This is a genomic window from Coleofasciculus sp. H7-1, from assembly GCF_057473865.1.
Genome location: NZ_JBYCCT010000064.1, coordinates 74,346 through 98,931, shown reverse-complemented (window position 1 = coordinate 98,931; position 24,586 = coordinate 74,346). Strand labels below are relative to the sequence as shown.

General features: G+C 47.5%; 25 protein-coding genes and 1 tRNA gene. 18 read left to right on the top strand and 8 right to left on the bottom strand.

Annotated elements, in window-relative coordinates; all coding sequences use genetic code 11:
• Positions 1-300 precede the first annotated feature (300 nt).
• From AC2VDX_RS16140 to AC2VDX_RS16130, 3 genes are all read left to right on the top strand, one after another.
• A complete protein-coding gene (locus AC2VDX_RS16140; RefSeq protein WP_378173602.1) occupies positions 301-549 on the top strand; it encodes a hypothetical protein in 249 nt (82 codons plus the stop codon).
• Positions 539-919, top strand: a complete 381-nt coding sequence (locus AC2VDX_RS16135) for a type II toxin-antitoxin system VapC family toxin (protein WP_378173605.1) — start codon at positions 539-541, stop codon at positions 917-919. Before AC2VDX_RS16140 ends, AC2VDX_RS16135 begins: the two co-directional genes overlap by 11 nt.
• 393 nt (positions 920-1,312) lie before the next feature.
• A complete protein-coding gene (locus tag AC2VDX_RS16130; protein WP_378173608.1) occupies positions 1,313-3,145 on the top strand; it encodes an aspartate kinase in 1,833 nt (610 codons plus the stop codon).
• Between the two features lie 158 nt (positions 3,146-3,303).
• On the opposite strand, the gene AC2VDX_RS16125 is transcribed toward AC2VDX_RS16130, so the two are convergent.
• The 3 genes from AC2VDX_RS16125 to AC2VDX_RS16115 form a co-directional block, all read right to left on the bottom strand.
• The gene (locus AC2VDX_RS16125; protein WP_378173611.1) at positions 3,304-3,699 is read right to left on the bottom strand and encodes a phage holin family protein; all 396 of its coding nucleotides are present in this window, start codon (positions 3,697-3,699) and stop codon (positions 3,304-3,306) included.
• A 106-nt stretch (positions 3,700-3,805) separates the two neighbouring features.
• Entirely contained in the window at positions 3,806-4,474 is a 669-nt protein-coding gene (locus AC2VDX_RS16120; protein ID WP_378173614.1) for an ExbD/TolR family protein, read from the bottom strand.
• A 103-nt stretch (positions 4,475-4,577) separates the two neighbouring features.
• Positions 4,578-5,261 carry a MotA/TolQ/ExbB proton channel family protein gene (locus AC2VDX_RS16115; protein WP_378173617.1) on the bottom strand — a complete coding sequence of 228 codons (684 nt, stop codon included), beginning with the start codon at positions 5,259-5,261 and terminating at the stop codon, positions 4,578-4,580.
• Between the two features lie 214 nt (positions 5,262-5,475).
• Here AC2VDX_RS16115 and AC2VDX_RS16110 point away from each other — a divergent pair, with 214 nt between their 5' ends.
• On the top strand, positions 5,476-5,793 hold the full coding sequence (locus tag AC2VDX_RS16110; RefSeq protein ID WP_378173620.1) for a YkvA family protein: 318 nt from the start codon (positions 5,476-5,478) through the stop codon (positions 5,791-5,793).
• 154 nt (positions 5,794-5,947) lie between these two features.
• Here AC2VDX_RS16110 and AC2VDX_RS16105 read toward each other — a convergent pair.
• Positions 5,948-6,020: transfer RNA gene (locus AC2VDX_RS16105), tRNA-His, on the bottom strand.
• Between the two features lie 121 nt (positions 6,021-6,141).
• On the opposite strand from AC2VDX_RS16105, the gene AC2VDX_RS16100 reads away from it, so the two are divergent.
• From AC2VDX_RS16100 to cobA, 5 genes are all read left to right on the top strand, one after another.
• Positions 6,142-6,522: a DUF4359 domain-containing protein gene (locus AC2VDX_RS16100; protein ID WP_378173623.1), complete on the top strand. Its 381-nt coding sequence runs from the start codon at positions 6,142-6,144 to the stop codon at positions 6,520-6,522.
• Between the two features lie 179 nt (positions 6,523-6,701).
• Entirely contained in the window at positions 6,702-8,117 is a 1,416-nt protein-coding gene (locus tag AC2VDX_RS16095; protein ID WP_378173626.1) for a GUN4 domain-containing protein, read from the top strand.
• Between the two features lie 285 nt (positions 8,118-8,402).
• Entirely contained in the window at positions 8,403-9,092 is a 690-nt protein-coding gene (locus AC2VDX_RS16090; protein WP_378173629.1) for a manganese catalase family protein, read from the top strand.
• Positions 9,093-9,256: 164 nt separating this feature from the next.
• On the top strand, positions 9,257-10,171 hold the full coding sequence (locus AC2VDX_RS16085; protein ID WP_486928201.1) for a sirohydrochlorin chelatase: 915 nt from the start codon (positions 9,257-9,259) through the stop codon (positions 10,169-10,171).
• Positions 10,168-10,980 (top strand): uroporphyrinogen-III C-methyltransferase, encoded by an 813-nt coding sequence (gene cobA, locus AC2VDX_RS16080; RefSeq protein WP_378173632.1) that lies wholly within the window; start codon positions 10,168-10,170, stop codon positions 10,978-10,980. Before AC2VDX_RS16085 ends, cobA begins: the two co-directional genes overlap by 4 nt.
• 212 nt (positions 10,981-11,192) lie before the next feature.
• On the opposite strand, the gene prmA is transcribed toward cobA, so the two are convergent.
• Both prmA and serA read right to left on the bottom strand, forming a co-directional pair.
• Positions 11,193-12,083 carry a 50S ribosomal protein L11 methyltransferase gene (gene prmA, locus AC2VDX_RS16075; protein ID WP_378173635.1) on the bottom strand — a complete coding sequence of 297 codons (891 nt, stop codon included), beginning with the start codon at positions 12,081-12,083 and terminating at the stop codon, positions 11,193-11,195.
• 238 nt (positions 12,084-12,321) lie between these two features.
• Positions 12,322-13,902, bottom strand: a complete 1,581-nt coding sequence (gene serA, locus AC2VDX_RS16070) for a phosphoglycerate dehydrogenase (protein WP_378173638.1) — start codon at positions 13,900-13,902, stop codon at positions 12,322-12,324.
• A gap of 83 nt (positions 13,903-13,985) precedes the next feature.
• On the opposite strand from serA, the gene AC2VDX_RS16065 reads away from it, so the two are divergent.
• The 8 genes from AC2VDX_RS16065 to AC2VDX_RS16030 all read left to right on the top strand — a co-directional run bounded on the left by AC2VDX_RS16065 (position 13,986) and on the right by AC2VDX_RS16030 (position 19,538).
• A complete protein-coding gene (locus AC2VDX_RS16065; protein ID WP_378173641.1) occupies positions 13,986-14,219 on the top strand; it encodes a hypothetical protein in 234 nt (77 codons plus the stop codon).
• Between the two features lie 158 nt (positions 14,220-14,377).
• Positions 14,378-14,893, top strand: a complete 516-nt coding sequence (locus tag AC2VDX_RS16060; RefSeq protein ID WP_378173644.1) for a hypothetical protein — start codon at positions 14,378-14,380, stop codon at positions 14,891-14,893.
• 284 nt (positions 14,894-15,177) lie between these two features.
• Positions 15,178-15,957 (top strand): photosystem II electron transport protein, Sll1252 family, encoded by a 780-nt coding sequence (locus AC2VDX_RS16055; RefSeq protein ID WP_378173646.1) that lies wholly within the window; start codon positions 15,178-15,180, stop codon positions 15,955-15,957.
• A gap of 380 nt (positions 15,958-16,337) precedes the next feature.
• Positions 16,338-17,483, top strand: coding sequence for a hypothetical protein (locus AC2VDX_RS16050; protein WP_378173649.1), 1,146 nt, complete (start codon positions 16,338-16,340; stop codon positions 17,481-17,483).
• Positions 17,484-17,608: 125 nt separating this feature from the next.
• Positions 17,609-17,794, top strand: coding sequence for a PCP reductase family protein (locus AC2VDX_RS16045; protein ID WP_190430618.1), 186 nt, complete (start codon positions 17,609-17,611; stop codon positions 17,792-17,794).
• 177 nt (positions 17,795-17,971) lie between these two features.
• Positions 17,972-18,709, top strand: a complete 738-nt coding sequence (locus AC2VDX_RS16040) for a TIGR04255 family protein (RefSeq protein WP_378173652.1) — start codon at positions 17,972-17,974, stop codon at positions 18,707-18,709.
• On the top strand, positions 18,709-19,002 hold the full coding sequence (locus AC2VDX_RS16035; RefSeq protein WP_378173655.1) for a hypothetical protein: 294 nt from the start codon (positions 18,709-18,711) through the stop codon (positions 19,000-19,002). The genes AC2VDX_RS16040 and AC2VDX_RS16035 overlap by 1 nt, the downstream gene beginning before the upstream one ends.
• Complete coding sequence (locus AC2VDX_RS16030; protein WP_378173658.1) at positions 18,999-19,538, top strand: hypothetical protein; 540 nt, start codon at positions 18,999-19,001, stop codon at positions 19,536-19,538. Before AC2VDX_RS16035 ends, AC2VDX_RS16030 begins: the two co-directional genes overlap by 4 nt.
• Positions 19,539-19,662: 124 nt before the next feature.
• Here the strand turns inward: AC2VDX_RS16030 and AC2VDX_RS16025 are convergent, their stop codons facing one another.
• Positions 19,663-20,490: an SWIM zinc finger family protein gene (locus AC2VDX_RS16025; protein WP_378173661.1), complete on the bottom strand. Its 828-nt coding sequence runs from the start codon at positions 20,488-20,490 to the stop codon at positions 19,663-19,665.
• 92 nt (positions 20,491-20,582) lie between these two features.
• A complete protein-coding gene (locus tag AC2VDX_RS16020; RefSeq protein ID WP_378173663.1) occupies positions 20,583-23,777 on the bottom strand; it encodes a DEAD/DEAH box helicase in 3,195 nt (1,064 codons plus the stop codon).
• A 136-nt stretch (positions 23,778-23,913) separates the two neighbouring features.
• Here AC2VDX_RS16020 and AC2VDX_RS16015 point away from each other — a divergent pair, with 136 nt between their 5' ends.
• Positions 23,914-24,459, top strand: coding sequence for a GNAT family N-acetyltransferase (locus AC2VDX_RS16015; RefSeq protein ID WP_378173666.1), 546 nt, complete (start codon positions 23,914-23,916; stop codon positions 24,457-24,459).
• Positions 24,460-24,586 lie beyond the last annotated feature (127 nt).

Here is a 24,586-nt window from a genome sequence, read left to right as displayed (position 1 = left end):
GTTGGAGGAAACTTTAAGCGAAGTCTTCTATCCAGGTGAACCTGCGACAGATAAAATAATGGAATGATGGGGAGAAAAAGAGTGCGGTAGCGCCTCAGCGCTTCACTCTCCTGAAATATTCACAGTCAAGCAAGCGATCGCTTGCTTAATGGCTAACAAATAAAAAATGTTAGTGCGATCGCTCCTTCACTGTCGTCAAAACCAACTTACTACTGCTGTTACTTAATTAGTAATATTTGATGAAATTGGGTGAAGTTGTAAAAAGAGCGATCGCTACCTTGATACTTTAGCAAAGCTACTATGGAAATACTTGGAGGCACCGGAATGCAAGTCTTAACACTTACTGGCACAATTAACCCAGACGGACATCTACACCTAGATGTACCGACTCAACTGCCAGCAGGAAAGGTAGAGCTAGTTTTGGTCATTAACCCGACATCTCCAGAAAAGGCAAGTAGTCGAAAATATGATTTTTCTGATCTATCAGGCAAATTAACCTTGTCGGGCGATCCAGTCGCTATTGAGAAAGAAATGCGAAATGCGTGGTGAGCGTTACCTACTAGATACAAATGCTATCATCGCTCTACTTCAAGGGAATGAGCAGTTAACGCAACTCCTGCAAGATGCTGAATGGGTTGGTATTTCAATTATCAGTCAGATTGAGTTCTTAGCTTTTGCCGGGTTGACTGAGGCACATAGACAAGTATTCAATGAATTTTTGCACCGCGTTGAAGTTGTATGGATAGAATCAAGTCAATCATCTTTGATTGATTTGACAATTCAACTGAGACAACAGTATCGTCTTCGACTTCCCGACGCACTTATTGCCGCTACTTCAATTGAATCTGGAGCGAGTTTAGTCACAGCAGATACTCAGTTACAGAACGTCCCTGATTTAGATACTGTCGGTTTTGTATAAACGCGATCGCGCTTATTTTAATTTACCGGCAACTCGCCAAAGCGTTCCGATACTTAGCTAACAAAGACTCCATCTCTGCTACCCGTTACCGTTCCCGCTCAACCTGTTGCTGCAACCGCGAAATCACCTCTTCTTGAAAATCCCCAAGCGCTTCGCTTTATCTCTAACGCACTACCCACGATAGATGCCTCACAATAATTAACCAACGCAACCTAAAGTCAGCCGGTTTTGTCCCGGCAAGTCTGATAATTTAATTAGGTTAAAAGAAGATAAGATGCCTTGCCGTGTCAGCCTATCGCACCTTTGGTGTGCTTACGCGCGTAGGCAGGCTTGGTTTGTGTAGCCTCAGGCTTTAGCCTGTGGGTATATCTAGGCAGGATTGGTGAGATAATTATGGCGCTAATTGTCCAGAAATACGGTGGCACTTCAGTTGGTTCGGTGGAACGCATTCAGGCAGTCGCTCAGCGGGTTTTAAAAACAGCCCAGATGGGCAACTCGCTGGTTGTTGTGGTTTCGGCAATGGGTAAGACGACTGATGGATTGGTGAAATTAGCCAACCAAATCTCTACAAATCCCTGTCGTCGGGAAATGGATATGCTGCTCTCTACTGGCGAGCAAGTTTCTATCGCCCTGCTGAGTATGGCGTTGCAAGAATTGGGACAGCCAGCGGTTTCTCTCACCGGCGCACAGGTCGGAATTGTTACCGAAGCCGAACACACCCGCGCCCGGATTCTGCATATCCAGACACAGCGGATGGAACGTCACTTAGACGCCGGTAAGGTGGTTGTGGTGGCGGGTTTCCAAGGCATCACCAGCACCGAAGAGTTGGAAATTACCACCTTGGGGCGCGGCGGTTCCGATACTTCGGCGGTAGCACTGGCGGCAGCTTTACGAGCAAGCTGTTGCGAAATATACACAGATGTGCCGGGGATTTTTACGACCGATCCCCGGTTAGTGCCCCAAGCCCAGCTGATGGAGGAGATTACCTCCGATGAAATGCTGGAGTTAGCCAGCTTAGGGGCAAAGGTGCTGCATCCCCGCGCTGTGGAAATTGCCCGGAATTATGGCGTAGAGTTGGTGGTGCGTTCCAGCTGGACGGACGATCCGGGTACTAGGGTAGTTTCTCCAATGCCCAAGCCGCGATCGCTCCAAGATTTAGAAATTGCCCGTCCTGTAGATGGGGTAGAATTTGATACCGACCAAGCGAAAATAGCGCTGTTGCGGGTGCCAGATTATCCGGGCGTGGCGGCGCGGTTGTTCGGTGAAATTGCCCATCAAGCCTTAGATATTGACCTAATTATCCAGTCGATTCACGAAGGCAATACTAACGATATTGCATTTACGGTTAGCAAAAACGTTATCAATCGGGCGGAAGCTGTAGCCGCAGCGATCGCGCCCGCCCTTTGCACCCAAAATAACCCAGAACAGGGAGAAGCCGAGGTGATGGTAGACAGGCAAATTGCCAAAGTCTCGATCGCTGGTGCGGGAATGATTGGGCGTCCCGGCGTGGCGGCGCAGATGTTCGCCACACTTTCTAGTGCTGGGATCAATATTCAGATGATTTCCACCTCGGAAGTGAAAGTTAGTTGCGTCATTGATGCGGATGATGGTGATCGCGCGATCGCCCTGTTGTGCCAAACCTTCGAGGTGAACAATTCCCCAGTCCCACAAAACAGAATTTCTCCTCAGTCCTCAGTCCTCAGTCCTCAGCACTCCTCTCCCCCAGTGCGAGGTGTTGCCCTCGATTTCAATCAAGCGCGTCTCGCCATTCGCCACATCCCCGATCGTCCAGGGATGGCAGCTCAAGTGTTTGGACTCTTAGCCCAGAAAAATATCAGCGTGGATATGATTATCCAGTCCCAACGCTGTCGCGTGGTGAATGGGATCGCGACCCGCGATATTGCCTTCACCGTCGCCCAAGCAGATGCCCAAGAAGCGAAAGCAGCACTCGAAAAACTCGCACCATCTTTAGGATGCGGTGAAGTTTTGGTGGATACAGCGATCGCTAAAGTAAGTATCGTCGGTTCCGGTATGGTCGGACAACCCGGTGTCGCCGCCCGAATGTTTGAAGCGCTCTCCCAACACCAAATCAATATTCAGATGATTACAACTTCTGAAATAAAAATCAGTTGCGTCGTCGCGGAAAATCAAGGTGTCACCGCCTTACAAGCCATCCACGCCGCTTTTGGACTTGCCGGTAGCCAGAAAATCCAAGTTCCCGCTTAAATTTCTTGCAACATTTTCATAACCCCCCAATTCAGCGGGGGTTGGGAGATATCCAGCCGAAAAACTGAGCAACAAAAAACCCGTTTTCTCTAAGAAAACGGGTTTTTAAAGTTGTTGGTCATTTTACGCTAATTGATGCCTACCCCTCGATCGACTTCCTACGCAATTGCTGTTGGCTGACCAATCACGACACTGGTAATAAAGCTACTGACAGCGGCGAGAGCGATCGCACCGATGACAGCACTCCAAATCCCTTTTTCCAAACGAAAGCCAGTAATCAATCTAGCGGCTAATGTCAGTGCAATCACATTGAGAGTAAAAGAGAATAAACCCAAAGTCAGGATCTTGGCAAAAAATCCGTAGATGCCAAATGTTAGCGTATTCGGCAAGGTGAAAAATACAAAACTGATAGCTGCATTTAAAATCCCAAAAACGGCTGCCGAAATATAGCCGATTCCTGGGTTATCAATTTCAACTCCTAGTGGCAACTTGCTAATAATCAACAAACTGGAAGCTGTTACCAACCAGGTAATTAACACATCGATTAAATCCATATTTATGAACCTCCTATCCAGAAGTTGAGGCGTGAAAAAATCTTTTGATGCTCCTACCTTAAACGAACAATTGCGCCTCGACCTCTGTAAATTGGCAGAATCGTCTCTACCTCTTGGGAGCAGAATCAGTCCTTTGGGGAGCAGGAATCGGTGTCACGGGTATAGTGCCGGGAATCGTGGGATTAATCTCTGCTTGTCCCGGATTCACCGGCAATTGCGGCTGACCCAAATTATATGGGTTGGCTGATGGACTGGGTGGCGCATAGGGATTATAAGGTTGGATGGGAGCGTTGCCGGAATAGGGAGCTAAACCGGGAGTACCGGGAGCCGTAGGAACCTGCGTATTAGAGCCAGCCGCCGCTTCAGAGGCTCCGGGTAGAGTCGCTAAAGACACGCGATCGCCTCCCACATCTCGCAGCAAATCCAAAACCTGGATGACATCGTTGTAACTTGCAGTCCGAGAAGCATACAGCACCATCAATCCATTGGGATTTGTTGAGCGGTAATTCTGCAAAGACTGAGTCAGCTGATCTTTTGAATTGATCTGCTGTTGTTCCACGTAGATTTGACCAAAATCATCCAAGCTCACCATCAACATCTCTCGCATCTGCGGAGTGCCGCTACTAGCCTTGGGTAAATCTACACTAATTGCTTGCTGACGAGTGAGTTGCAAACCAGCCAACAGAAAGAACGTCAGGATACAAAAGATGACATCTATCAGCGGAATAATCTCAATTCGGGCGTCATCACCCGGAACATCCAAGTTAATCTTCATAAGTTCAAACAACAGGGGTAATTTAAAAAGTCATGAGTCCTTAGTCCCTAATTCTTCGCTACTGACTAATAACCCATGACAAATGACTAATGACGAATGACTTCTAGGATTCAGCCGTATCTGAAGTTTCTACTTTCGCCTTCATCGGATGACGATCGATACCAAGTTTGGGCCATTCCTGCCGGTACATTAACTCCAGCTCATTTCCGGCTTTACGGAAAATTTTGACTTGGTTAAACAAAAAACCTTGAAACAGTCGATAGAAGACAAGGCTGGTAATTGCGACTATCAGCCCAGCTGCCGTACTGATTAGAGATTCGCTAATCCCTAGAGTCACTCCAGCGGTTGAAGACGTTCCGAGATCGCCGAGGCGAATCCCACTCAGGGATCTGATCAATCCCAATACGGTTCCCAGCAATCCTAGTAGAGGTGCCAGGGCAATCACCGCTTCTAAGATTTTATCGCCCTGGCGCATTGAAGCTAATTCCTCGTCTGCTGCTGCCTCCAGTGCCAGCCTAAACATTTCTGGATCGGGGTCAGAGAGTCGTAAGGGAGCATATAGATAACGCCCAATCGGCTGTCTTCTAGCTTGGTGAGCAATTTCAGTGGCAACTCCCCAGTTGCGAGTTGCTGCTTCCAGCACGCGATCCACAGTTTCTCTTTCTTTGGTCAAGATTCTTGCCCAAAACCACAGGCGCTCAAAAATAGTGCCCAGAGACAGCAGCGATAAAGCCAGCAGAGGCCACATCGTTGGCCCACCCTTCTCAATCAGTTCTTGAAAAGTCACGGTCGATTTTTTCCTCCTACACTCCCCAAGCTTTTAATTTTCTTTAACAACTTGAAGCCATTCCAATTTTAGACAAGCATTGTCATTCAGTCTGAACCAAAGGGCGAGGTTCTCCCGCTGTTGTCGAATCTTCTAGTCAAACTTCGGGTGGATATCCACACCTACATAATGCTGGTAGATTTGTCAATATTAAAAATAACTGGAGGATTAAATAATGAATAATTTTTCAATCCAATCAATTTACAACTGGTATCGCAACACGATCCGCAATCCCAAGTATCGCTGGTGGGTGATTCTAGGGTCATTACTCTATCTATTCAGTCCGATTGATATTGCCCCCGACTTCTTGCCGATCATCGGATGGATTGACGATGGTGTGATTCTGACACTGCTGGTTTCCGAGGTTTCCCAAATGCTAGCTCAACGCCTCAAGTCTCGTGACGAGGAAGTGGTGGCGGAAGCGGATGTCGCAGGTGTTGGCTCAACTGCCAATTCAGACACGGTTGATGTAAAGGCTGTTCCCGTCAAGTAGTGTGTTCCACAAAAATATTAATAACCCCTCCCAGTGTTGCAGCCGTATTCGGTGGGCTGCAACACTGGGAGGGGTCTTTGTTTGTAGTAGTCGCACCCAAAAGCGATAGACTTTCGAGAGACGGACGATCTACGTCTGTACAAGAAAGAGCCAGGGCGAACGAGGGGACTTGAACCCCCGAGTGGTGGAATCACAATCCACTGCCTTAACCACTTGGCTACGCTCGCCATTTCAGATTTTTAATATAGCATTGTGCTTGCCAGTTGATCCAGTCTTTCGTCAGTTAACCTGGAACTCAGACTGCGATCGCCGTAGTCAAAGGCTACACAATAATGGTTTTAACATCCCATGAAGGGTTTACAGGTTATTACAACGATTGCGGGAGTCGCCTTGGCTGGAGTGGGTGTAGCGATGGCGCTGACCAATCCCAGTCAGGATGAGTACGAAGAATTTGCCTTACAGCAACTAACGGTGTACATAAAAGACAATGTTTGTGAAAAAGCTCCAGAAAACTTCGATAGTTTTTTGAAGCGTCAATGCAGTTTATTAGTCGAGACAGGAAGTCCGCAAGTTAAGCAGCTGATTGCCGAAACTACACATCGGCAAAATTTTATCTTCTTTAGCATTTACCGCACCGATTTGGCGGTTAGTTCGTTCTTGCCTTCTTATCATTTTGAATCGGTGGGAGCGTTCGACAATTTCTATATTTACCAGGCCGAGAAGCAATAATCTTCTTGGCGGCGAATATTTGCTTGAAGATGCGCGATCGCTCTTAAAGTGCTGAGAACCGGGTAACGCTGCGAGTTGACAGCTTTACTCAGCTATATAATAGATACGCCTTGCGATCATCTCTCTAATTGAGGATATCTTAGAGATGAACATCAACAGGGAGGGCGATCGCGGCTGCCATGATCTACTGTGTTGGCTCTGGATGTCAAAAACCCCAAAATCCTTCCGATCAAAGATTTTGTCTGTGTTGCGGGCAAGTGTTATTGCTTAAAGACCGCTATCGCCCAGTCAAACCAATCGGCAAAGGCGGTATGGGGAGAACTTTTTTGGCGGTGGATGAGCATATTCCCTCCAAACCCAGTTGTGTCATCAAGCAACTCTGCTTCCCACAGCAAGATCCAGCCAATTTTAGAAAGGTAGTTTCCTTATTTCGTCAGGAAGCGATACACCTCAATGAACTGGGGAAACATCCGCAAATTCCCTCCCTATTAGCCCACTTTGAACAGCAGCAGCAACTGTATTTAGTGCAGGAGTTGATTTCCGGACACACTCTAGCGGAGGAATTGCAGCGACGGGACATTTATAACGAAACGCAGATTTGGGAATTTTTGCAGGATTTGTTGCCAGTTTTGCAATATATCCACGAACATCGGGTAATTCACCGAGACATTAAGCCAGCGAATATTATCCGACGCACCCCCTCAACCTCCTCTTCCCCAGGAGAAAGGGAAGGTCAGTTGATCTTGATCGATTTTGGGATTGCCAAACTATTCACCGATACTGCTTTGTTCAACACCGGCACGATTGTCGGTAGCCCGGATTATATGGCACCCGAACAAACGCGGGGTAAAGCCTTTCCTTCCAGCGACCTCTACAGTCTGGGCGTCACTTGTATTTACTTGCTAACTGGCGTTCCGCCCCTGAAGATGTATGACATTATGAATAACGGGTGGGGGTGGCGCGATTTTTTGCCCAAGGAGAGAAAGGTCAGCGATCGCCTGGGTCAAATTTTGGATCGGCTGCTGCAAAATAATATTAAAGATCGCTACCAAGACGGTGTCTCTGCCTTGCAAGCGGTACAGCAGAATTTAAACCCCAGTCCTACACCCCTAGTTCCAACTCAATCTCAACGATTGGGTGGTAGTGCTTTGAATTCAGAAGTCGGAGTTGACTATACAAAATTGCGGGATTTACTCGCTAAAAAGAAATGGAAAGAAGCCGACCAAGAAACCTGGGTAGTGATGTGTCTGGTAGTCGGCAAGTCAAGCAATAACTATCTATTCAACAGCGATATTCAAAAGTTTCCTTGCGAGGATTTATGGACAATTGACCAGTTATGGATAAAGTACAGCCAGGGGCGCTTTGGCTTCAGCGTGCAAAAGCAAATTTTTCTAGAGGTTGGGGGAGAATATAGCAATTTTTGCGATCGCGTTGGCTGGTCTACCCACAACCCGTATGTTGCTGACTCTGGTTTAAAATTTAGCGACAAGGCACCCATCGGACATCTGCCATCGCGGCGGTGGGTGGGTGGTTATGAATGGTGGCGTCACGCCAGTGCAATGGCTGGGAAACTAGAACAGTGCAGTATCGCTTAGTTTTTTCTGCCTTCTCGGCTATTTTCATCCTCGGTTGAGCGATTGGAACGGTTTTAGCTAAAAAATTGGCTCATTTAAATTTGGTTTTTTGTGTCCTCCTCTGGTTATAGAAGAATCCCCCAATTAAGTCTACCTGATGAGGCAGGAATAGATTTGATACCCGATCTAAAGTATGGCTATATACCTTGATTTGTAAAAGAAAAAGAATTGCTTTTTTAGAATTTCTTTACAAAAAATCTTGGTAAACACTCAGCGATCCGGCAAATAGAGGGGAGGAATTGATTCGTGTTTTTCCATAAAAAAGAACCCATCCATACTGTTAGTATCAAAGAGCCTAATCCACGTTTTGCCCAGCTGCTGCTAGAGCAGTTTGGGGGAGCAACGGGTGAATTAACAGCCGCTTTACAGTATTGGGTGCAGTCCTTTCACTGCGAAAATCCCGGTATTCGGGATATGCTCCAAGATATTGCCATCGAAGAGTTCAGCCACTTAGAAATGGTGGGCAAACTGATCGAATCACACACCAAGAATGTCGATCAAACAGAAGCTTACAGGAGTACGCTTTTCGCTGTACGCGGCATGGGGCCACACTTTTTAGATAGCCAGGGAAGCGCTTGGACAGCGGCGTATATCAATGAAGGTGGCGATGTTGTGCGCGATCTGAGGGCAAATCTTGCCGCTGAAGCTGGGGCGCGTCAAACCTATGAGGAGTTGATCAAAATGGCTCCAGATCAAGGGACGAAAGACACCTTGGTACATTTGCTGACCCGCGAAATTTCTCATACGAAGATGTTCATGAATGCGCTTTCTTCGTTGGGTAAATTGACCGATCCTTTCTTTGGCAATATCCAGCCTGATGAAACTGTCAATCTTTACTTCAACTTGTCTACGAATGGTAAAGATGAGCGTGGGCCTTGGAACTCGGAGCCAGATTTCCAGTATATCGCCGATCCATCTGCTGAAGTTAAACAGTAAGTTAAACAGTAAACAGTCAGCGGCAGAAGTCAATTAGAAAAAATAGAGTCACTGGGAGGTGTAGTCCAGTGGCTCTATTTTTATGAATAAGTTATTAATAATATTAGAAATCTTCTAACCCTCAGCGGTGCCCAAATTGGTAAACCACCAGGATAAATTGTCAATTGGAAACGATTGATACAGAAATTGTTGCTAGAAAAGATATCAAATTGAATAAAGAAACTGCTCAAAAGCTTTTAGTTACGCTCTTGCCCAAGTCATCTGCCTATCTACTGGTCTCTCACGGAAGCCGCGACCCTCGCCCCCAAGCCGCTGTAGAACAGCTGGCAACCCTGATCTACGAGAAGGTGCGGCGGTCGGATATTGCCTGGGTGCAGGCATCTCAACCAGTTCGCCGCTTGGCTGCGCCGCCGATGCTAGAGACGCGAAATTTTGCGTTTCTACAAGAACCACTGGTAGGTACAGCAGTGCTTGAATTGGCAACCCAGCCGTTGCACGAGCAAATTCGGCAATTTGGCGATCGCGTAGCGTCTGTGAAGCAGAATCGCGCTGTTGCATCTGAGTACCACTGCATTCAGGTGTTGCCGCTATTTCTACTGCCGGGAGTTCATGTAATGGAGGATATCCCAGAAGAAGTAGCGATCGCTCAAGCCGCGTTTGGCTCTAAATTAAAACTTGACATTTGTCCTCACTTAGGGACTCACCTTGGCTTGAGTCGTCTGTTAGCCAGTCAATTCGCTTCGATAACAGCAGACGCCCGAATTCTCTTAGCTCACGGAAGCCGCCGTAGCGGGGGAAATCAGCCAGTAGAGACAATTGCAAGGACTTTGGAAGCAGTGCCTGCTTACTGGTCGGTGCCACCCAGCCTAGAGGACAGGGTGAAAGCGTTTGTTGAGGCGGGGAAGGAGAAAATCGCCATCCTGCCTTATTTTCTATTTGCTGGGGGAATTACGGATGCGATCGCTCAAACAGTTGAGCGATTATCCCAGCAGTTTCCCTCGGCAAAACTCCAGATGGCTGAACCAATCGGCGCTAGTGCGGAATTAGCGGATTTAATTTGGGATTTGAGAAGTCAATGAACCTCACACTTACAGAGAACACACAGGTAAACAGGAGAACGTGTTTGGGTAAAGTATATCTAGTGGGTGCAGGGCCGGGAGATCCCGGTTTGTTAACCCTCAAAGGGAAAGGGCTGTTGGAGTGTGCCGATGTCGTAGTTTACGACGCTCTGGTAAGTCCCCAAATTTTGGCAATGATTAATCCCCAAGCCGAAAAAATTGACGCTGGAAAGCGGATGGGGCGTCATTCCCTATTGCAGGAAGAGACGACTCAACTGTTAATTGAAAAAGCACAAACTGAGGCAATCGTGGTGCGCCTCAAAGGTGGCGATCCCTTTGTGTTTGGTCGTGGCGGCGAGGAGATGGAAGACTTAGTAAATGCGGGAGTGCCGGTGGAAGTAGTACCGGGGGTGACATCTGGGATTGCAGCACCCGCTTATGCAGGAATCCCTTTAACTCACCGCGCTTATAGCTCCTCGGTGACATTTGTTACCGGACACGAATCCGCCGGGAAGTATCGACCTGCTGTGAACTGGCAAGCGATCGCCCAGGGTTCCGAAACCATTGTCATCTACATGGGCGTTCACAACTTACCCTACATTACGGAACAACTTCAGACAGCAGGCTTAAGCCCAGAGACGCCAGTGGCGTTGGTGCGCTGGGGAACTCGACCGGAACAGGAAGAACTCATTGGCACCTTAGACACGATTGTGGCGCAAGTTGAGGCGACTGGATTTGGGGCACCCGCGATCGCCATTATTGGTGCAGTCGTGAATATGCACCAGATTCTATCAGGATGTCGTCCGCACAGATTAAGGGTTGAGGGTTGAGGAGTCAGGACTGAGGACTGAGGAGTCAGGACTGAGGACTGAGGAGTCAGGACTGAGGACTGAGGAGTCAGGACTGAGGGCTGAGGACTGAGTAAAAAGCTATAAAAAGCTATGAGTGATTAATTACTAAGTCCTGAGTTCTGACTCTGCACTCCTCACTCAGTCCTCAGTCCTCAGCACTCAGTCCTGACTCCTCACTCCTCAGTCCTAATTTATGAGCGCCGAATATTAAAGCAGCACCACTCTTGACGCCGCCAGAGGGTGGCAACAATCCAATCGTGTTGCTCTAAAGTATCGGCAATTGGTTTGGCTTGTTCCAGCAAAACGCCGCTAATAATCCCCCAAGTGCTGGGTTTAGCCATCTCTGTCATCTGCGGGATCAAATCGATAATCACCTCCGCTAGAATATTGCAAAGAATGCCATCGACCGGCTCATCTATCAGTTCCATCAAGCGCTCGATACTGCCTTGCTCCACAATCAACTGTTCGGGGCTAATTTTGTTGAGTTCTCGGTTGCTGTGAGTGGCTCGTACCGCCATCGGGTCAATATCTGCGGCATAAACTCTTTCGGCACCTAACAGCATCGCGGCAATTGAGAGAATGCCAGAACCACAACCAATATCTGCCACGACGATATCGGGGGTGCCCAACCCCAATCGCATTTCCAATGCTTCCAGACACAGCTGAGTCGTCTGATGGGTGCCGGTGCCAAAAGCGGCTCCGGGATCGAGGCGTAGGGTAAGCCGTTCCGTCTGCTCTGGAGGGGGCAACCAGGCGGGGTAGATTAATAAGCGATCGCCAACTTCTTGAGGTTGCCAGTATTGCTTCCAGCTACTTGCCCAATCCTCCTCATCAATTAAATGCCAATCCATCACCGGCATCGGCATTCCCACATTCAGCGCATCTTGACGCAGCCACAGAGACAGCGCTGCCAAATCCAATAACTGCGCTTGGAGTGCGGATAAATAACCACATACCAGGCACGAGTGTCCTTTGACCTCAATGGATGTACCGCGACAGCCAAATTTTTCCAGCCGCCAGAAGATTAAATCTTCTAAGGCTGGGTCGCAGAGAACTTGAATTTCCCACCAGGTGTTTGCCATACATCAGGACTGAGGACTGTTAGCACGCGCGGTGCGAAGCACGGGCTGAGGACTAAGGAAGGTTAGCAAAATTTCCCCACCCAAGCCGAAAATTCGCAATTGCCATACATCAGGACTGAGGACTAAGGAAGGTTAGAGCGTAGAGCTTAGGAATTACAGTAAAGAGAAATTAAAAAGAATTTACTCTTTTTGTACCTCTTTTCTTCATACTCAGTCCTCAGTCCTCAGTCCTCAGCACTTATAAAGTTACCGTATAGGCATCTCGAATGCCGGGAATCTTGAGAATTTCCGCCAAAATTCCCTCAGGTAGGGGATCGTCCAGGCTTAACACCATCACTGCATCACCGCGCACGATTTTACGACCCACCTGCATACTGGCAATATTGACATTAAAGCTGCCCAATAGGGAACCAATATTCCCAATAATTCCTGGCATATCGCGGTGCAGCGTAAACAGCATATTAGAAGTGGGGGGGACGTTGATGGGAAAATCATCAATGCTGGTGATCCGAATTTCGTTATCGCCCAACAAAGCCCCAGTAACAGAGTGTTCTCCTAGCGAACCCCTCGCCGCCAGTTGCAGCGAACCCGAATAATCTCGAATCGAGGCATCCCGCGTTTCAATCACGCGAATTCCCCGCTCCTTTGCCTCAATACTGGCATTGACGTAGTTCACTCGCTCTCGCAACGCTTGAGAGAGCAGCCCTTTGAGTGCTGCCACGATGAGAGGCTGACTTTGATTGGTTGCCAATTCTCCCTGCAAGCTGATATTCAACAACTCAATCCGTCCTCCAGCCAGTTGCCCGACTAAATGACCCAGGGTTTCCGCCAAGAGAAGATAAGGTCTGAGTTTTTCCAATACGTCAGGACGCAAGCCTGGAATATTCACTGCTGAACGCGCTGGTAGCCCCAGCAGGACATCCCGAATCTGCTCGGCAACATCAATGGCGACATTTACCTGCGCTTCTGCTGTAGAGGCTCCCAAGTGGGGAGTGAGGATGAGATTTTTCCCCAGCGATCGCAAGTCCGACTCGCCGAGAGGTTCTGTCTCAAAAACGTCCAACGCCGCCCCAGCAATTTTGCCAGCTTTCAGAGCCTCCGCCAAGGCTGTCTCATCAATAATGCCACCACGGGCACAATTGATAATCCTCGTCGTGGGTTTCATTTTAGCGATCGCTTCGGCGTTAATTAGGTGAGTCGTTTCTGGAGTTTTGGGAATGTGCAGGGTAATGTAGTCTGATTCCTGAAACAGCAAATCCAGCTCTACCAGACGACAACCTAGTTCCGAAGCCCGTTCTACCGAAATGAAGGGATCGTAAGCTAGCAGTTTCATCCCCATCGCTTTGGCAACGCTGGCGACATGGGAACCAATTTTCCCCAAACCGACAACACCCAGCGTTTTCTTGTAAACTTCAGCGCCGATAAAACTCTTGCGATCCCACTGAGTGCTTTTCACCGACTGATTGGCATCGGGGATATAACGGGAGAGCGATAGCATCATTGCCAAGGCGTGTTCTGCCGCTGCAATTGTATTGCCTTCGGGGGAATTGACCACCACAATTCCTTGTCGGGTGGCGGCTGTAACATCGACATTATCGACGCCAACTCCAGCACGACCAATGATTTTTAGCTGGGTGCCAGCTTCGATAATTTCTTTGGTGACGTGGGTTCCAGAACGAATCATCAGAGCGTCATACTCTGGCATAATTCGCACCAGTTCTTCTGGAGAAAGACCTGTTTTAATATCAACTTGGGCAACCTGGGAGAGGATGTCTATTCCAACTTGGTCTATGGGATCGGAAACAAGAACCTTGGACATGATCGGCAGGTGAGTCTAGATAAAAATTTCATCGCGACACGCACGCACGACTCTTAAAAGGTCAAGACCGCAAGTCGCACGTTGTGTTGCATACACTTCGCCAGGAGCGCTCCCTGGCATTACGCGATCGCGTGCAGGTAAAACCTTGGGAGCAGGCTTGCTTGATGGGAGTTGGCTTAGGCATCGCGTCTAATCACTCGCCACCACGAACAACAGAGGCAGAAGGTCATTTTAACTGTATCAGGTGTCTTTGTACGGCTAGTTGGCTGAAAGTTTTTAACTTTCATTCGCGTGGGCGAAGTGCTTCTCGCCGATAGCCCAAGGAAACAAAACACAGCCTCAGCGTCAGCATCGCGCGAACTGACTTTTTCTGCGCTTCGCGATCGCACTTGTGCATCCTAATTACGGTAGAAGATTTGCTGTCCCTGCACTGCTAGGCTTTAACTAAGGCTATCTCAGCATTTAACGAATCGCTATGAATTATCTCGTCGCCGTACTGCCAGACCGCATCCAGGCAGAAGCCGCCTATTCCGCTTTAGAGAAAGAAGGCTTACCGATGAAAAAAGTCAGTATCCTGGGCAGAGGATACAAAAGCGCTGATGAATTTGGCTTAATTGACCCTAATGAGCAAGCTAAAAAGCAATCAAAGCTGATGGCTTATTGGCTGATCCCCTTTGGATTCTTCGCTGGAGTAGCTTTCAACATCACCACGGGTTTAGAAACCTTTGCCTGGGCGGGTCAAATCGGCAATTACCTGATTGCTGGACTTTTAGGTGCCGCCTCTGGTGCGATGGGTAGCTTGTTTGTGGGAGGTGGGGTAGGCTTGGCACTGGGGAGTGGTGACGCCTTGCCTTACCGCAATCGCCTCAATGCCGGTAAGTATCTGATTGTCGTGAAAGCTTCCGAAACGATCACCCGCCAAGCTACTCGGATTCTCCGTCAGTTTGAGCCAGAAAATATTCAAGGCTACGTTGACTCAGAGGGAGTCTAGAAAATAAACATCTCCCAAGCGTTTGAGCTGGCTGGGGCTTCCATCCACGGACAGAGAAAGTAATCAACAGAACGTTGTTACTTTAAGTACCAGCCTGAGCGCAAGTCACTGGGAGGTGGTATAGATGCAAATATTGCTAACTTGTTTGGGAGTTGCGCTTGTCGGCTCGATAATCGGTTTGGGTAGAACCGTCTCAAAGTTTCGGTACGGCGATCGCTAAAACATTGGATCATAATTGCAACGATAGAATCAAGACAGTTTCACCTCAATCAAGCATCTGCTGTATGTTGCCAAGGGAAGAACTCCTCAAAGGAGTCGAAAATCGAGAGACTGTGGCGCGTGTTATCGACCAAGCGGATCAAGCAATTAAAACTTGGGAAGTGGTGTTTACGGATTTTCTGTCTCCTCCAGAACTGGTTGAGATTCAGCAAGCGTTTAATCGTTTAACAGAAGTCCAACTGGTCGCTTGGGGAGGTTATCCGCAAGCTGAACGACAGAGAATTGCGATCGCGCGTGCAGAATTGCCCCTCGATTCGTCACAAGTCTCTATTGCTGCTATCGATATTGCCGGTAATTTTTTGTTTGACCAATCCACCCACCGAGACTTCCTCGGCGCAATGTTGGGGTGTGGGATTGTGCGCGAAAAAACTGGCGACGTGATTGTGCTGGGAGAGCAAGGAGCGCAGGCGATTGTCGTTCCAGAAATGGTGGAGTTTTTGGGAATGCATCTCAATCAGGTGCGTTCCGTCCCGGTGAAAACCCGGCAAATTGAGTTGAGCGAGTTAAAAATTCGGGAACCGAAAAAGAAAGAATTGACCACGGTTGAGGCTTCTTTGAGGCTGGATGCGATCGCTTCCGCTGGCTTTGGAATGTCTCGCAGCAAAATGGTTGATTTTATTGACGGCGGTGATGTGCGAGTGAATTGGAAAGAAGTCACCCAGGCAAGTCATATTCTTAAGTCTGGAGACTTAATTGCGATTCGCGGCAAAGGACGGCTAGAGATTGGGGAAATTGCGGTCACTAAAAAAGAACGTTACCGCGTGCAGTTGACACGGTTTATCTAAAGATTGCCATCTTTAATCTTCAACCCTAAGTCGGAACTTTATCTTTCCTAAAAAGATTGCCCCTAGCAAATATAATTCGCTAGGGGCAAGATCGGGACTTACGCAAAGCTTATACATACAGCGTTTTTTCGGGTTCAATCCCCCTGTGGTTGCCCTCAGATGTGGTGATGTGCGGCGAGTCCTGAAGATATTAGTTCAACTAAGCGTGTTCTACTGTCTAGCAAAGCGGGAGATGTTTTGGAATAAGAGCTGCACCGTCTGCACGCTGAGCAGATGTTATTGCCATCTGAGCGAGTTTCTGGGAACCACTGCGCGAATCTGATTTGTGGGATTTTCCAGTCAGTTACGGGAACACTAAGATGAGTTGCTAGGTGTAGTTTATGTCCCGTCTCAACAATCGCGCCTTTCAAATCCTCCGTGCGGAAGTGAAGAAATGCGCTGGTAATGATCCTCTAAGTCAAATGGAGCAGCAGCTTGTACTAGAGGAATTAGAAAAACTGCGATCGCAACCAGGCTCACCTGCCTCCTTAGAAGAACTGCGGAAGATCGTCATCTCCACCTATGCAAACTTCAGCCAGAAGGCACTGCTAGCGGCAGCAAAAGCCAACCGTCCGCTGGGAATATTCGGCGCAATCAAATTAGCTGGCTGTGCGGTAGTTGGAGGGACTGTGTTGCTAGTTGGGGGAACTGGGACGCTTGTTTTGGCAATTTTGCTATCTCCCACAGCTCATCAGCCAGTGGGACAAAATGCTCCCATGAGTACAGAAGATCGCTATCAGGAAGCGATCGCATCTTTAGAAAAAGCAGAAGAATTAATTAACCAAGCCAAGACCGCAACAGATTTGGCATTGGGCGAAAATAAATTAAGTGAAGCCAAAAAACAAATCGATTATCTGCCTGTTTCAGATACAGTCTCCTCCCGGCGATACTCTTACAACCGCAAGGGTCGGCGCTATGTTAGCGGATATGATACGCAGACAATCCCTAATGAGCAAACAGCCTCGATTCATTTTCGACTGGAGCAGATAAAGAACCAGCTTTCACAGCAAAACCAGGCTCAGGGACACACCAGCAAGTTAATCGAAGGTGCCAAGCAATTTGCCTTCGCTGCTGCTAAAGCTGGGCAGAATCCACCCCATACAGCACAGCGGTGGCAACAACTTGAAAACTTGTGGGGCAAGGCAATTGAACGGCTGCAAAACATTCGCGCGGAAGACGTTGACTATGTGGAAGCGCAAAAGTTACTGGTAACGTACCAGACTAATTTAGACACCGTGCAAATTCGATTGAAAGCAGAACGCGAGTCTCACGAAGCCTTCAATAATGTTCAACAACAAATCAACGCTTTGCTGGTGTCTATACCCAAAGATAGTTCCCAAGTCGATCGCAACCAGATATTCAGCCAGATGCAAGAAATTATCCATCAGTTGAAAATGGTCAAACCAGGCACAAGCGACTATCGAGAAGCCCAACAACTGCTGCAATCGGCACAGAAGAAACTAAAGCAAGCTCAGCCAAAGAATTGATTCTCCTAAAGCTGGTGTGTCATGGCGCGAGGAGCGGCATACGCGATCGCGATCGCAACTTGATAAAATGCGATTAAGTTTACCAGCTAAAAGCCGACCGGCTGATAGCTAAGGGCTGGTGTGCCATGCGCGATTCTGATTTTACAGATGTTTTACAGTGGACGCCGGAAGCAAAGGCAAAGCTGAAAAATATTCCTTTTTTTGTTCGTTCCCAAGCGCGTCAGCGAATTGAGCAGATCGCTCGTGCAGGGGGTTTGGAAGTTGTCACCGCTGATTTAGTGGAGCAGGCGCGGCTAGAATTTGGGCAGTAATAAACGAATTTGGCTTGCGTAGTAGCGTGGCATCTTTCGGAAGCAAGCTACAGCATGACAATAATTTTTACTTTTATTTATCCCCAAAAAGTCAGGAGAGCCAAGAAGCCGAAAAGTTTGTAGAGGTGCTATAGCCTGCCATTGCTTCCGTAGCCGGAGGAGGCTACGATAATTGGTATGCAAGCCCGAAAACACTATTCACGCGCCCCGATCACCGAAGCGGTGATAGACCTACGGGTTCAACTTCCTGAAGAAGTTAAACTCGACACATTGGCGCAAGTGTACCTTACCATCCAGACTGACTACCCAATCCGTGAGGATATGTTTGTTGTAGAGGGGCTAATGATAGCTGGTGCTAGTGTTGGGGCTACAGCCAGTCAAACCCAAATAGGCTATAGATTCTCCAGTAGTAATCAAAAACAGATTTTTCAGGCACGTCTGGATGGCTTCAGCTTCAGCCAGCTTGCTCCCTACGACTCTTGGGAGACATTCCGAGAACAAGCACATCGGCTTTGGAGTATTTATCGGTCACTGACGAACCCAAAGGCGATCGCCCGGATAGCAGTTCGGTACATTAATCGACTAGATATCCCTCTTCCACTGAATGATTTTAAGGATTACCTACGGACGGTGCCTGAAGTCTCGCCCGACTTGCCGCAAGGGCTAAGTGGCTACTTCATGCAATTACAAATTCCCCAGCACGATCTAGAAGCAATGCTTGTTCTCAATCAAGCGATAGTTCCTCCACCAGCCCCTGATGTGGTGTCTGTACTCTTGGATATTGACGTATTTCGAGAACGGGACATACCCAACGATCAAGTAGGACTTTGGAATTATCTGGAACAACTGCACATCCGGACAGATCAGGTCTTTGAAGCTTGCATCACAGATCGCACAAGGGAGTTGATCAACTAATGGCTACAGTTTCCCCCCTACGTCCTAACGAAATTACAACCCCGCCCAAATTACTGGTGCGAGAATCAAAAGTTACATCTCAGCTGCAAAGCCCTGAGGGGCGAAAAATTGCACAGGTAACTGAAAACATTTTGCTAGATTTGACAGCTATTCAGGAATTCTTAGAGTCTCTGGAAAATATTAGAGAAATCAATTACAATCTAGTGCCACCAAAGCGCTCGGAGCGTGTGCATATGCGTGCCCAGTTCAAAGGGCGTGGAAAACCTCTGCCGTACCCACTAGACGAAGAATGACGATAGAGCCTTTCTGGGTGCAGGTAAATGAGCCAACCCTCAGGCAGGGTGACTACCTGCCTGGATGTCTTGTGCCTGTACCAGTGTTTGATCCAACCACTTTTGGCAAAAACGACCAAATACAAGACATAGAGGTAGAAATAAACGAATTTGATTTGATAATTTTGAATCAAAGCTGTGACTTGGAAAACAAAAAGGTGCGTTTAGTGGCGCTGAGTCCAATTTTCTCTTTATCACAGTTTGAGGAAGCTAACCCAGATTTTGCAAAAAAGGGTAAATGGAATGAGGTATTGAAAGGTAGAGTTGAAGGATTGCATTTGCTAGCATCGCCAACAAATCCAGCCAATAATCGAGAAGCACTCGTTGTAGATTTTCGAGAAATATATAGCTTGCCCTATGACTATCTTGTGAAATATGCGACTGAGTTCAGCTTGCGTTGGCGATTAAAGTCACCATTTTTAGAACACTTTTCACAAGCCTTCGCGCGGTTGTTTATGCGGGTGGGCTTACCATCTGCAATTCCACCCTTTAAATAAGTGAACTACGTACAATCCAACTGTTTTGTGAAAGTATCGATTGTGACAGTTCAAAGGACGGATTGTGGGTAGTATAGCTACAACAAGAGGTTTTATGAGATGCAATATTGCGCCTCTCAAACGCTCAATTTTCTTCTAAATTCATCGCCGCTAGAAAAGCTTGCTGACTGACTGTTTGATAAACGGTGTCTAAATATTGCATCACCGCTTGACTAGAATCGGATGCTAGAGGAATTGACCCCAGTACATTTAATACGGTGTCGCCGGTAGGTGCAATTACCACCAGTGAAGAATCTAACGGTTCGTCGTATTGCCAGAATTGCTCAATTTTGAGTGGGGTTACTGGTAGGGATGAAGTACCCTCGCCCGATGGCTGGGATGTCTCAGCCATCGAAGTTTCTGTCTCAGAATTTTGTTCGCTACCGCGTCTTAGTTTGCGTAAGGTATCGAGGATTTGTTCTTTAGTGCGTCCCCGCAACTGGAAGATTACGAAAGGATCTTCACTGAAGCGATCGCCTAACTGATAATAAACTGCACCAATATGTTTGCAGGGAATTTCCTTGTCCGGACAGCTACACCGTGCCTGGATATCGGACAGGGTAAAGGGAAATATGCTCAAACCATTGGCGGTAAACACTTCTTGAATGTTTAGCGGCATTTCTCCTGCCAATAATTGGGCAGAAAAAATCGCCCGTTGAGACATGGTTTCAATCACATAATCCCACTGTTCATCCGTAAAAGGGTCTAGCGATAGGGAAACTTGATAGGGTTCTGGTGCCGTACCTTGCACTTTCGCTAACACCTTTGACCCTTGAAAGTCAATGCTGAGAACATTTCCCTGCATTGCATAATTTCGTGCCCTTTCCAATCGCTTTTTGAACCGGGATTTCTCTAATAGATCAATCCATTCTTGTACCCACCATTCGCGGCTTTGAATTTCGTAATTATTCATTTTTTATCCTAATCCCATCTTGCATTATTATCCCTTTTATCATTTCCAGGTTCAGCCTTACAGTCTTAAACCCATGAACCATAAACAGTTTGTTATTCATCATCAATTACAGCAGTACGATCCAACAATAATAAATTGCGGAGTTGGTCAGTATTCAGTTCCGTAATCCACTGTTCACCAGCGCCCACCACTTGTTCTGCCAATGCTTTCTTACTTTCAATCATTTCATTAATTCTTTCTTCCAAAGTGCCAGTGCAGGTAAATTTATGTACCTGCACATTCCGAGTTTGACCAATCCGAAATACCCGATCGGTTGCCTGATTTTCGACTGCTGGGTTCCACCAACGGTCGAAATGAAAGACATGATTTGCCCGTGTTAAATTGAGTCCAGTGCCACCTGCTTTTAAAGAAAGAATAAAGATTCTCGGACCTTCAGGATCGTTCTGAAATTGGTCGATCATTTCCTCTCTTTGTTGTTTGCGAGTACCTCCATACAAGAACAAAGTTTCCCAACCTAGATGTTTCTCTAAATAAGGTTGGAGAAGTTTTCCCCACTCGGCAAATTGAGTAAAAATCAAAGCGCGATAGCCTTCTAATAAAGCTTCCTCCAACATCTCTTCTAAACGCTGAAGTTTACCAGATCGACGCTGTGCTACCAGTTCTTTTTCCTTTAAAAATTGGGCAGGATGGTTGCATATCTGCTTTAATTTTATCAACAAAGCTAAAATGATTCCCTTGCGTTGCACACCTTCGCTGTTGTCAATTTCAACCAGCGATTCTTCCACCAATTTTTGATAGAGTGCAGCTTGTTCGGCAGAGAGTCCGCAGAATACAGTCATTTCTTGCTTTTCTGGCAAATCTTGAATGATATTGCGATCGCTTTTCAGTCGTCGCAGGATAAAAGGACTAACAAGCGATCGCAATGTCTGCAACGAAGCCATATCTCCATATTTTTCAATCGGCAAAGCAAACCGGCGTTGAAAGAAATCCCGCGTTCCCAAATACCCCGGATTCAGGAAATCTAAAATTGACCACAGTTCTGCCAAGCGATTTTCCACCGGAGTTCCTGTTAGCGCAATCCGAAAACCTGCTTTTAACTGACGCACTGCTTGCGATTGCTTCGCCTGTGGATTCTTAATATTTTGAGCTTCATCCAGCACCACACCCCGCCAAGAAACACTCTGAAGGTCTTTGGCATCTCGAAATGCCAGTGAATAACTGGTAATCACCAAATCTTTGCCCTTAACAGCTTTCTCCAACGCTTTCCCTTTCGGTCGTTTATCTCCGTGATGGACGACCACTTTCAGCGTGGGGCCAAACTTCTTAACTTCCCGTTCCCAGTTACCCAAAACTGAAGTTGGGCAAACTAATAGCGTCGGTGCCTCTAATTTCTCTTCTTCTTGCAAATTTAGCAGAAAGGCAATACACTGGATAGTTTTTCCCAGACCCATATCGTCTGCGAGACAGGCTCCCAAACCCCAGCGTTCGAGGAAAGAGAGCCAGCCGACGCCCCGCGCTTGATAAGGTCGCAACTGCCCCTGGAAATTGGCAGGAGGCGCGATCGCTTCCACCGCCTGATTATTAGTTAAAGTCGTTAGCAACTGCTGAAGTGGCCCTGCTGCCTCAAAGCTAACCACCGGAAGTTTTTCAATCACCTTGGTATCGCCGGTACTCAGCCGCAGAGCATCTTCTAAGGAGAGAGCCATCTGGTCTTTGGGCGTTGCCAGCAGCAACTGAGCGGCTTTAACATCGGAGGGTTGCAGGGCTATCCACTCCCCATTTACTTGCACCAGCGGACTTTGCAGGGCGATCAGGCGGTCAAATTCTTGTTTAGAAATCGTGCGATCGCCAATCGCTAATTCCCACTCGAAAGACAGCCAGCTTTGCAATCCCGATTGACCTCTGCCCGGTGTGGTGCTGGAGCGAATTTTCAGCCCCAAGTGCCTATTTTCTCCCTCCGCAGGCATCAGACTGGACGGCATCACGACTCCCAATCCACTGTCTTTTAGTCGCCATGCACCCGCCTTGATAAATTCGTACACCTGCACGGGTGTCAAGCGACAAAACTGCGGGCGACGGTCATGCAAGCTGGATTCAATGGGAGGATAAAGTCGGGCAGCCAAACCTAAGCCACTCAGAAAAGTCTCCTGATGATGCTCAATCGTGCGCCCTTTGAAGACCAAACGCTCTAAGGGATGGTTCCAGATAGTTTCTGCATCTACCAAAAATTCTGGGTCGCCCGTTGCCTGGAGAGAGTATTCTAAACTCCAATTCTCATCGCCTGATGCGGGTGGTTGGAGAAGGAAACAGGTGCGAAATCGGTTTTGTTGGTATTGGCTGGTTCTCAACTCCCCGCTAGCGAACACTGCGGCGACTAAATGATCTTGCACTGGCGATGTCCAAGTCTGAAGTGCCACTTCCAAGCGTCCGATTGCCGTCGGTTCTGCCTTCAGGGTATTTGATGCGGTCGAAAGGGCTTGCAGCCACTCCCGAACTATCGGTTCTACTGCTGGTAAGGGAGAATTACCAACACCCGAACGCACTTGCGCGTCTATCACACTGCCTAAGAATCCCAAAAGTAATTCCTTTGGTGCGTCTGGTGTCAGTTGTTCGTTAGGTTTTTCTTTACTACTGACCTCTGAGTGTTGATAGGTGCGGCAAGCAGAGGGCATTAGCTGGGTAAACTTTTCCAAACGCGCTTGATCTAACGCACTATCGAGTAGGGGTTGCCAACCGGCGACAACTGTACCATCCAACTGCCGATGCAGGGTTGGTAAAAACTTACATCGCACCAGAAGATCCAAAATCCATCGGCTAACCTGTGCCCAATAGCGTAAATCTCCCCCTACATAAGCATCAGACGCTTTAAAAGAGCCAAGGGGTAGCGCTTGCAAAAATTGTATTGCTTCCAGAGGATGGAGACACAGCCCTTCAACTTGCCAGAGGTGTAAGGATAAGGTTGAAGCATCCGCACCTTCTGAAAGCATTTTGGTAGACAGCACCGGGTAAATTGGCTCGCCTGTTTCTAAAGTTTGACTGGGCAGAGCGATCGCTTTCTTGTGCCATTTCTCGTTAGCGCGACTTCTCGAAAGGCGGCTCGATTCTCCAAAGATACTACGCGATCGCAAAAAAGCGATTAATTCTGCCTGCGTCATCGCCATCGGATGGGATGCCGCCGTATCGGTTTGAGAAGACATCGCTGGCGTCATGGGTCGCCAAATTTCTCCCCAAACAAATAGATAACCACCCTGAGGTTGAACGAGCCAACTACCGTGTAAAATTGCCATATTTAGAAGCTTTTTTTGGGAAAATTAACTCAATTTATTAAGGTTTATTAAATCAAAAATTAGCTATTAGATAATCCGATCTTTTTCTTTCTCCAGCTAAATTACAAGCATCAATTATTACAAATTTTACTAACAAATGAAAATTAATCTGTCTTTTTTAACTACCTTGCAAAATGAGACTAAAGTCGAACTAGACCGGATGTTTCCTCAGGAGCAAGATGCAGTCAGAGAGTTACTGAATCAGATTATTATTGAGGGTCAAACTTATCCCCAAAATCAACCTCTATCCAAAGTAGAATTTGCTGACTACAGGATGAGCCACGATGCTTTTGTTGTCACTTACAACCACACTAAATCCACCAACGCCGATGAAAATCTTGGGATTTTTCTATCTCAAACCCAACTTTCCCGGATGGTGCAGCCACATCTGCAATGCTGGATTTATTGTACAACCTGCTTGAGCGGGGTCAAGGCATGGGTTAGGTTGATGGGAGCAATGCTAGAAATTGCTCCCATTAAGGGTTACACGGCGGTGATGTTCAATTTTGTATTTGCAACTAACACGCCCTCTATCCGATTGTGGCAATCTTTGGGATTTGAGACAATCGGGCGGATTCCGAGTCCTGGACATTTATCTGATGGACGGGGTAGTAGACGCCCTTTCGGATGTACCGCTCTTTGAGTTAATTCATCAGTAGTCATCGTCGCTCCCCTGCGCCCTTGCTCCCCTGTCCCTCCTCGTCTCCTGAGTGCCGTCATCTACCTAAAGGCACCACCAGTACCTAAGTGCTACGATTGCGAAAGATAAA

Coding starts and splice junctions, on each gene's coding strand:
- AC2VDX_RS16140 (WP_378173602.1), top strand. CDS start 301: ATGGAAATACTTGGAGGCACCGGAATGCAAGTCTTAACACTTACTGGC.
- AC2VDX_RS16135 (WP_378173605.1), top strand. CDS start 539: ATGCGTGGTGAGCGTTACCTACTAGATACAAATGCTATCATCGCTCTA.
- AC2VDX_RS16130 (WP_378173608.1), top strand. CDS start 1,313: ATGGCGCTAATTGTCCAGAAATACGGTGGCACTTCAGTTGGTTCGGTG.
- AC2VDX_RS16125 (WP_378173611.1), bottom strand. CDS start 3,699: ATGGATTTAATCGATGTGTTAATTACCTGGTTGGTAACAGCTTCCAGT.
- AC2VDX_RS16120 (WP_378173614.1), bottom strand. CDS start 4,474: ATGAAGATTAACTTGGATGTTCCGGGTGATGACGCCCGAATTGAGATT.
- AC2VDX_RS16110 (WP_378173620.1), top strand. CDS start 5,476: ATGAATAATTTTTCAATCCAATCAATTTACAACTGGTATCGCAACACG.
- AC2VDX_RS16100 (WP_378173623.1), top strand. CDS start 6,142: ATGAAGGGTTTACAGGTTATTACAACGATTGCGGGAGTCGCCTTGGCT.
- AC2VDX_RS16095 (WP_378173626.1), top strand. CDS start 6,702: ATGATCTACTGTGTTGGCTCTGGATGTCAAAAACCCCAAAATCCTTCC.
- cobA (WP_378173632.1), top strand. CDS start 10,168: ATGAACCTCACACTTACAGAGAACACACAGGTAAACAGGAGAACGTGT.
- prmA (WP_378173635.1), bottom strand. CDS start 12,083: ATGGCAAACACCTGGTGGGAAATTCAAGTTCTCTGCGACCCAGCCTTA.
- serA (WP_378173638.1), bottom strand. CDS start 13,902: ATGTCCAAGGTTCTTGTTTCCGATCCCATAGACCAAGTTGGAATAGAC.
- AC2VDX_RS16060 (WP_378173644.1), top strand. CDS start 14,378: ATGAATTATCTCGTCGCCGTACTGCCAGACCGCATCCAGGCAGAAGCC.
- AC2VDX_RS16055 (WP_378173646.1), top strand. CDS start 15,178: ATGTTGCCAAGGGAAGAACTCCTCAAAGGAGTCGAAAATCGAGAGACT.
- AC2VDX_RS16050 (WP_378173649.1), top strand. CDS start 16,338: ATGTCCCGTCTCAACAATCGCGCCTTTCAAATCCTCCGTGCGGAAGTG.
- AC2VDX_RS16045 (WP_190430618.1), top strand. CDS start 17,609: ATGCGCGATTCTGATTTTACAGATGTTTTACAGTGGACGCCGGAAGCA.
- AC2VDX_RS16040 (WP_378173652.1), top strand. CDS start 17,972: ATGCAAGCCCGAAAACACTATTCACGCGCCCCGATCACCGAAGCGGTG.
- AC2VDX_RS16035 (WP_378173655.1), top strand. CDS start 18,709: ATGGCTACAGTTTCCCCCCTACGTCCTAACGAAATTACAACCCCGCCC.
- AC2VDX_RS16030 (WP_378173658.1), top strand. CDS start 18,999: ATGACGATAGAGCCTTTCTGGGTGCAGGTAAATGAGCCAACCCTCAGG.
- AC2VDX_RS16025 (WP_378173661.1), bottom strand. CDS start 20,490: ATGAATAATTACGAAATTCAAAGCCGCGAATGGTGGGTACAAGAATGG.
- AC2VDX_RS16020 (WP_378173663.1), bottom strand. CDS start 23,777: ATGGCAATTTTACACGGTAGTTGGCTCGTTCAACCTCAGGGTGGTTAT.
- AC2VDX_RS16015 (WP_378173666.1), top strand. CDS start 23,914: ATGAAAATTAATCTGTCTTTTTTAACTACCTTGCAAAATGAGACTAAA.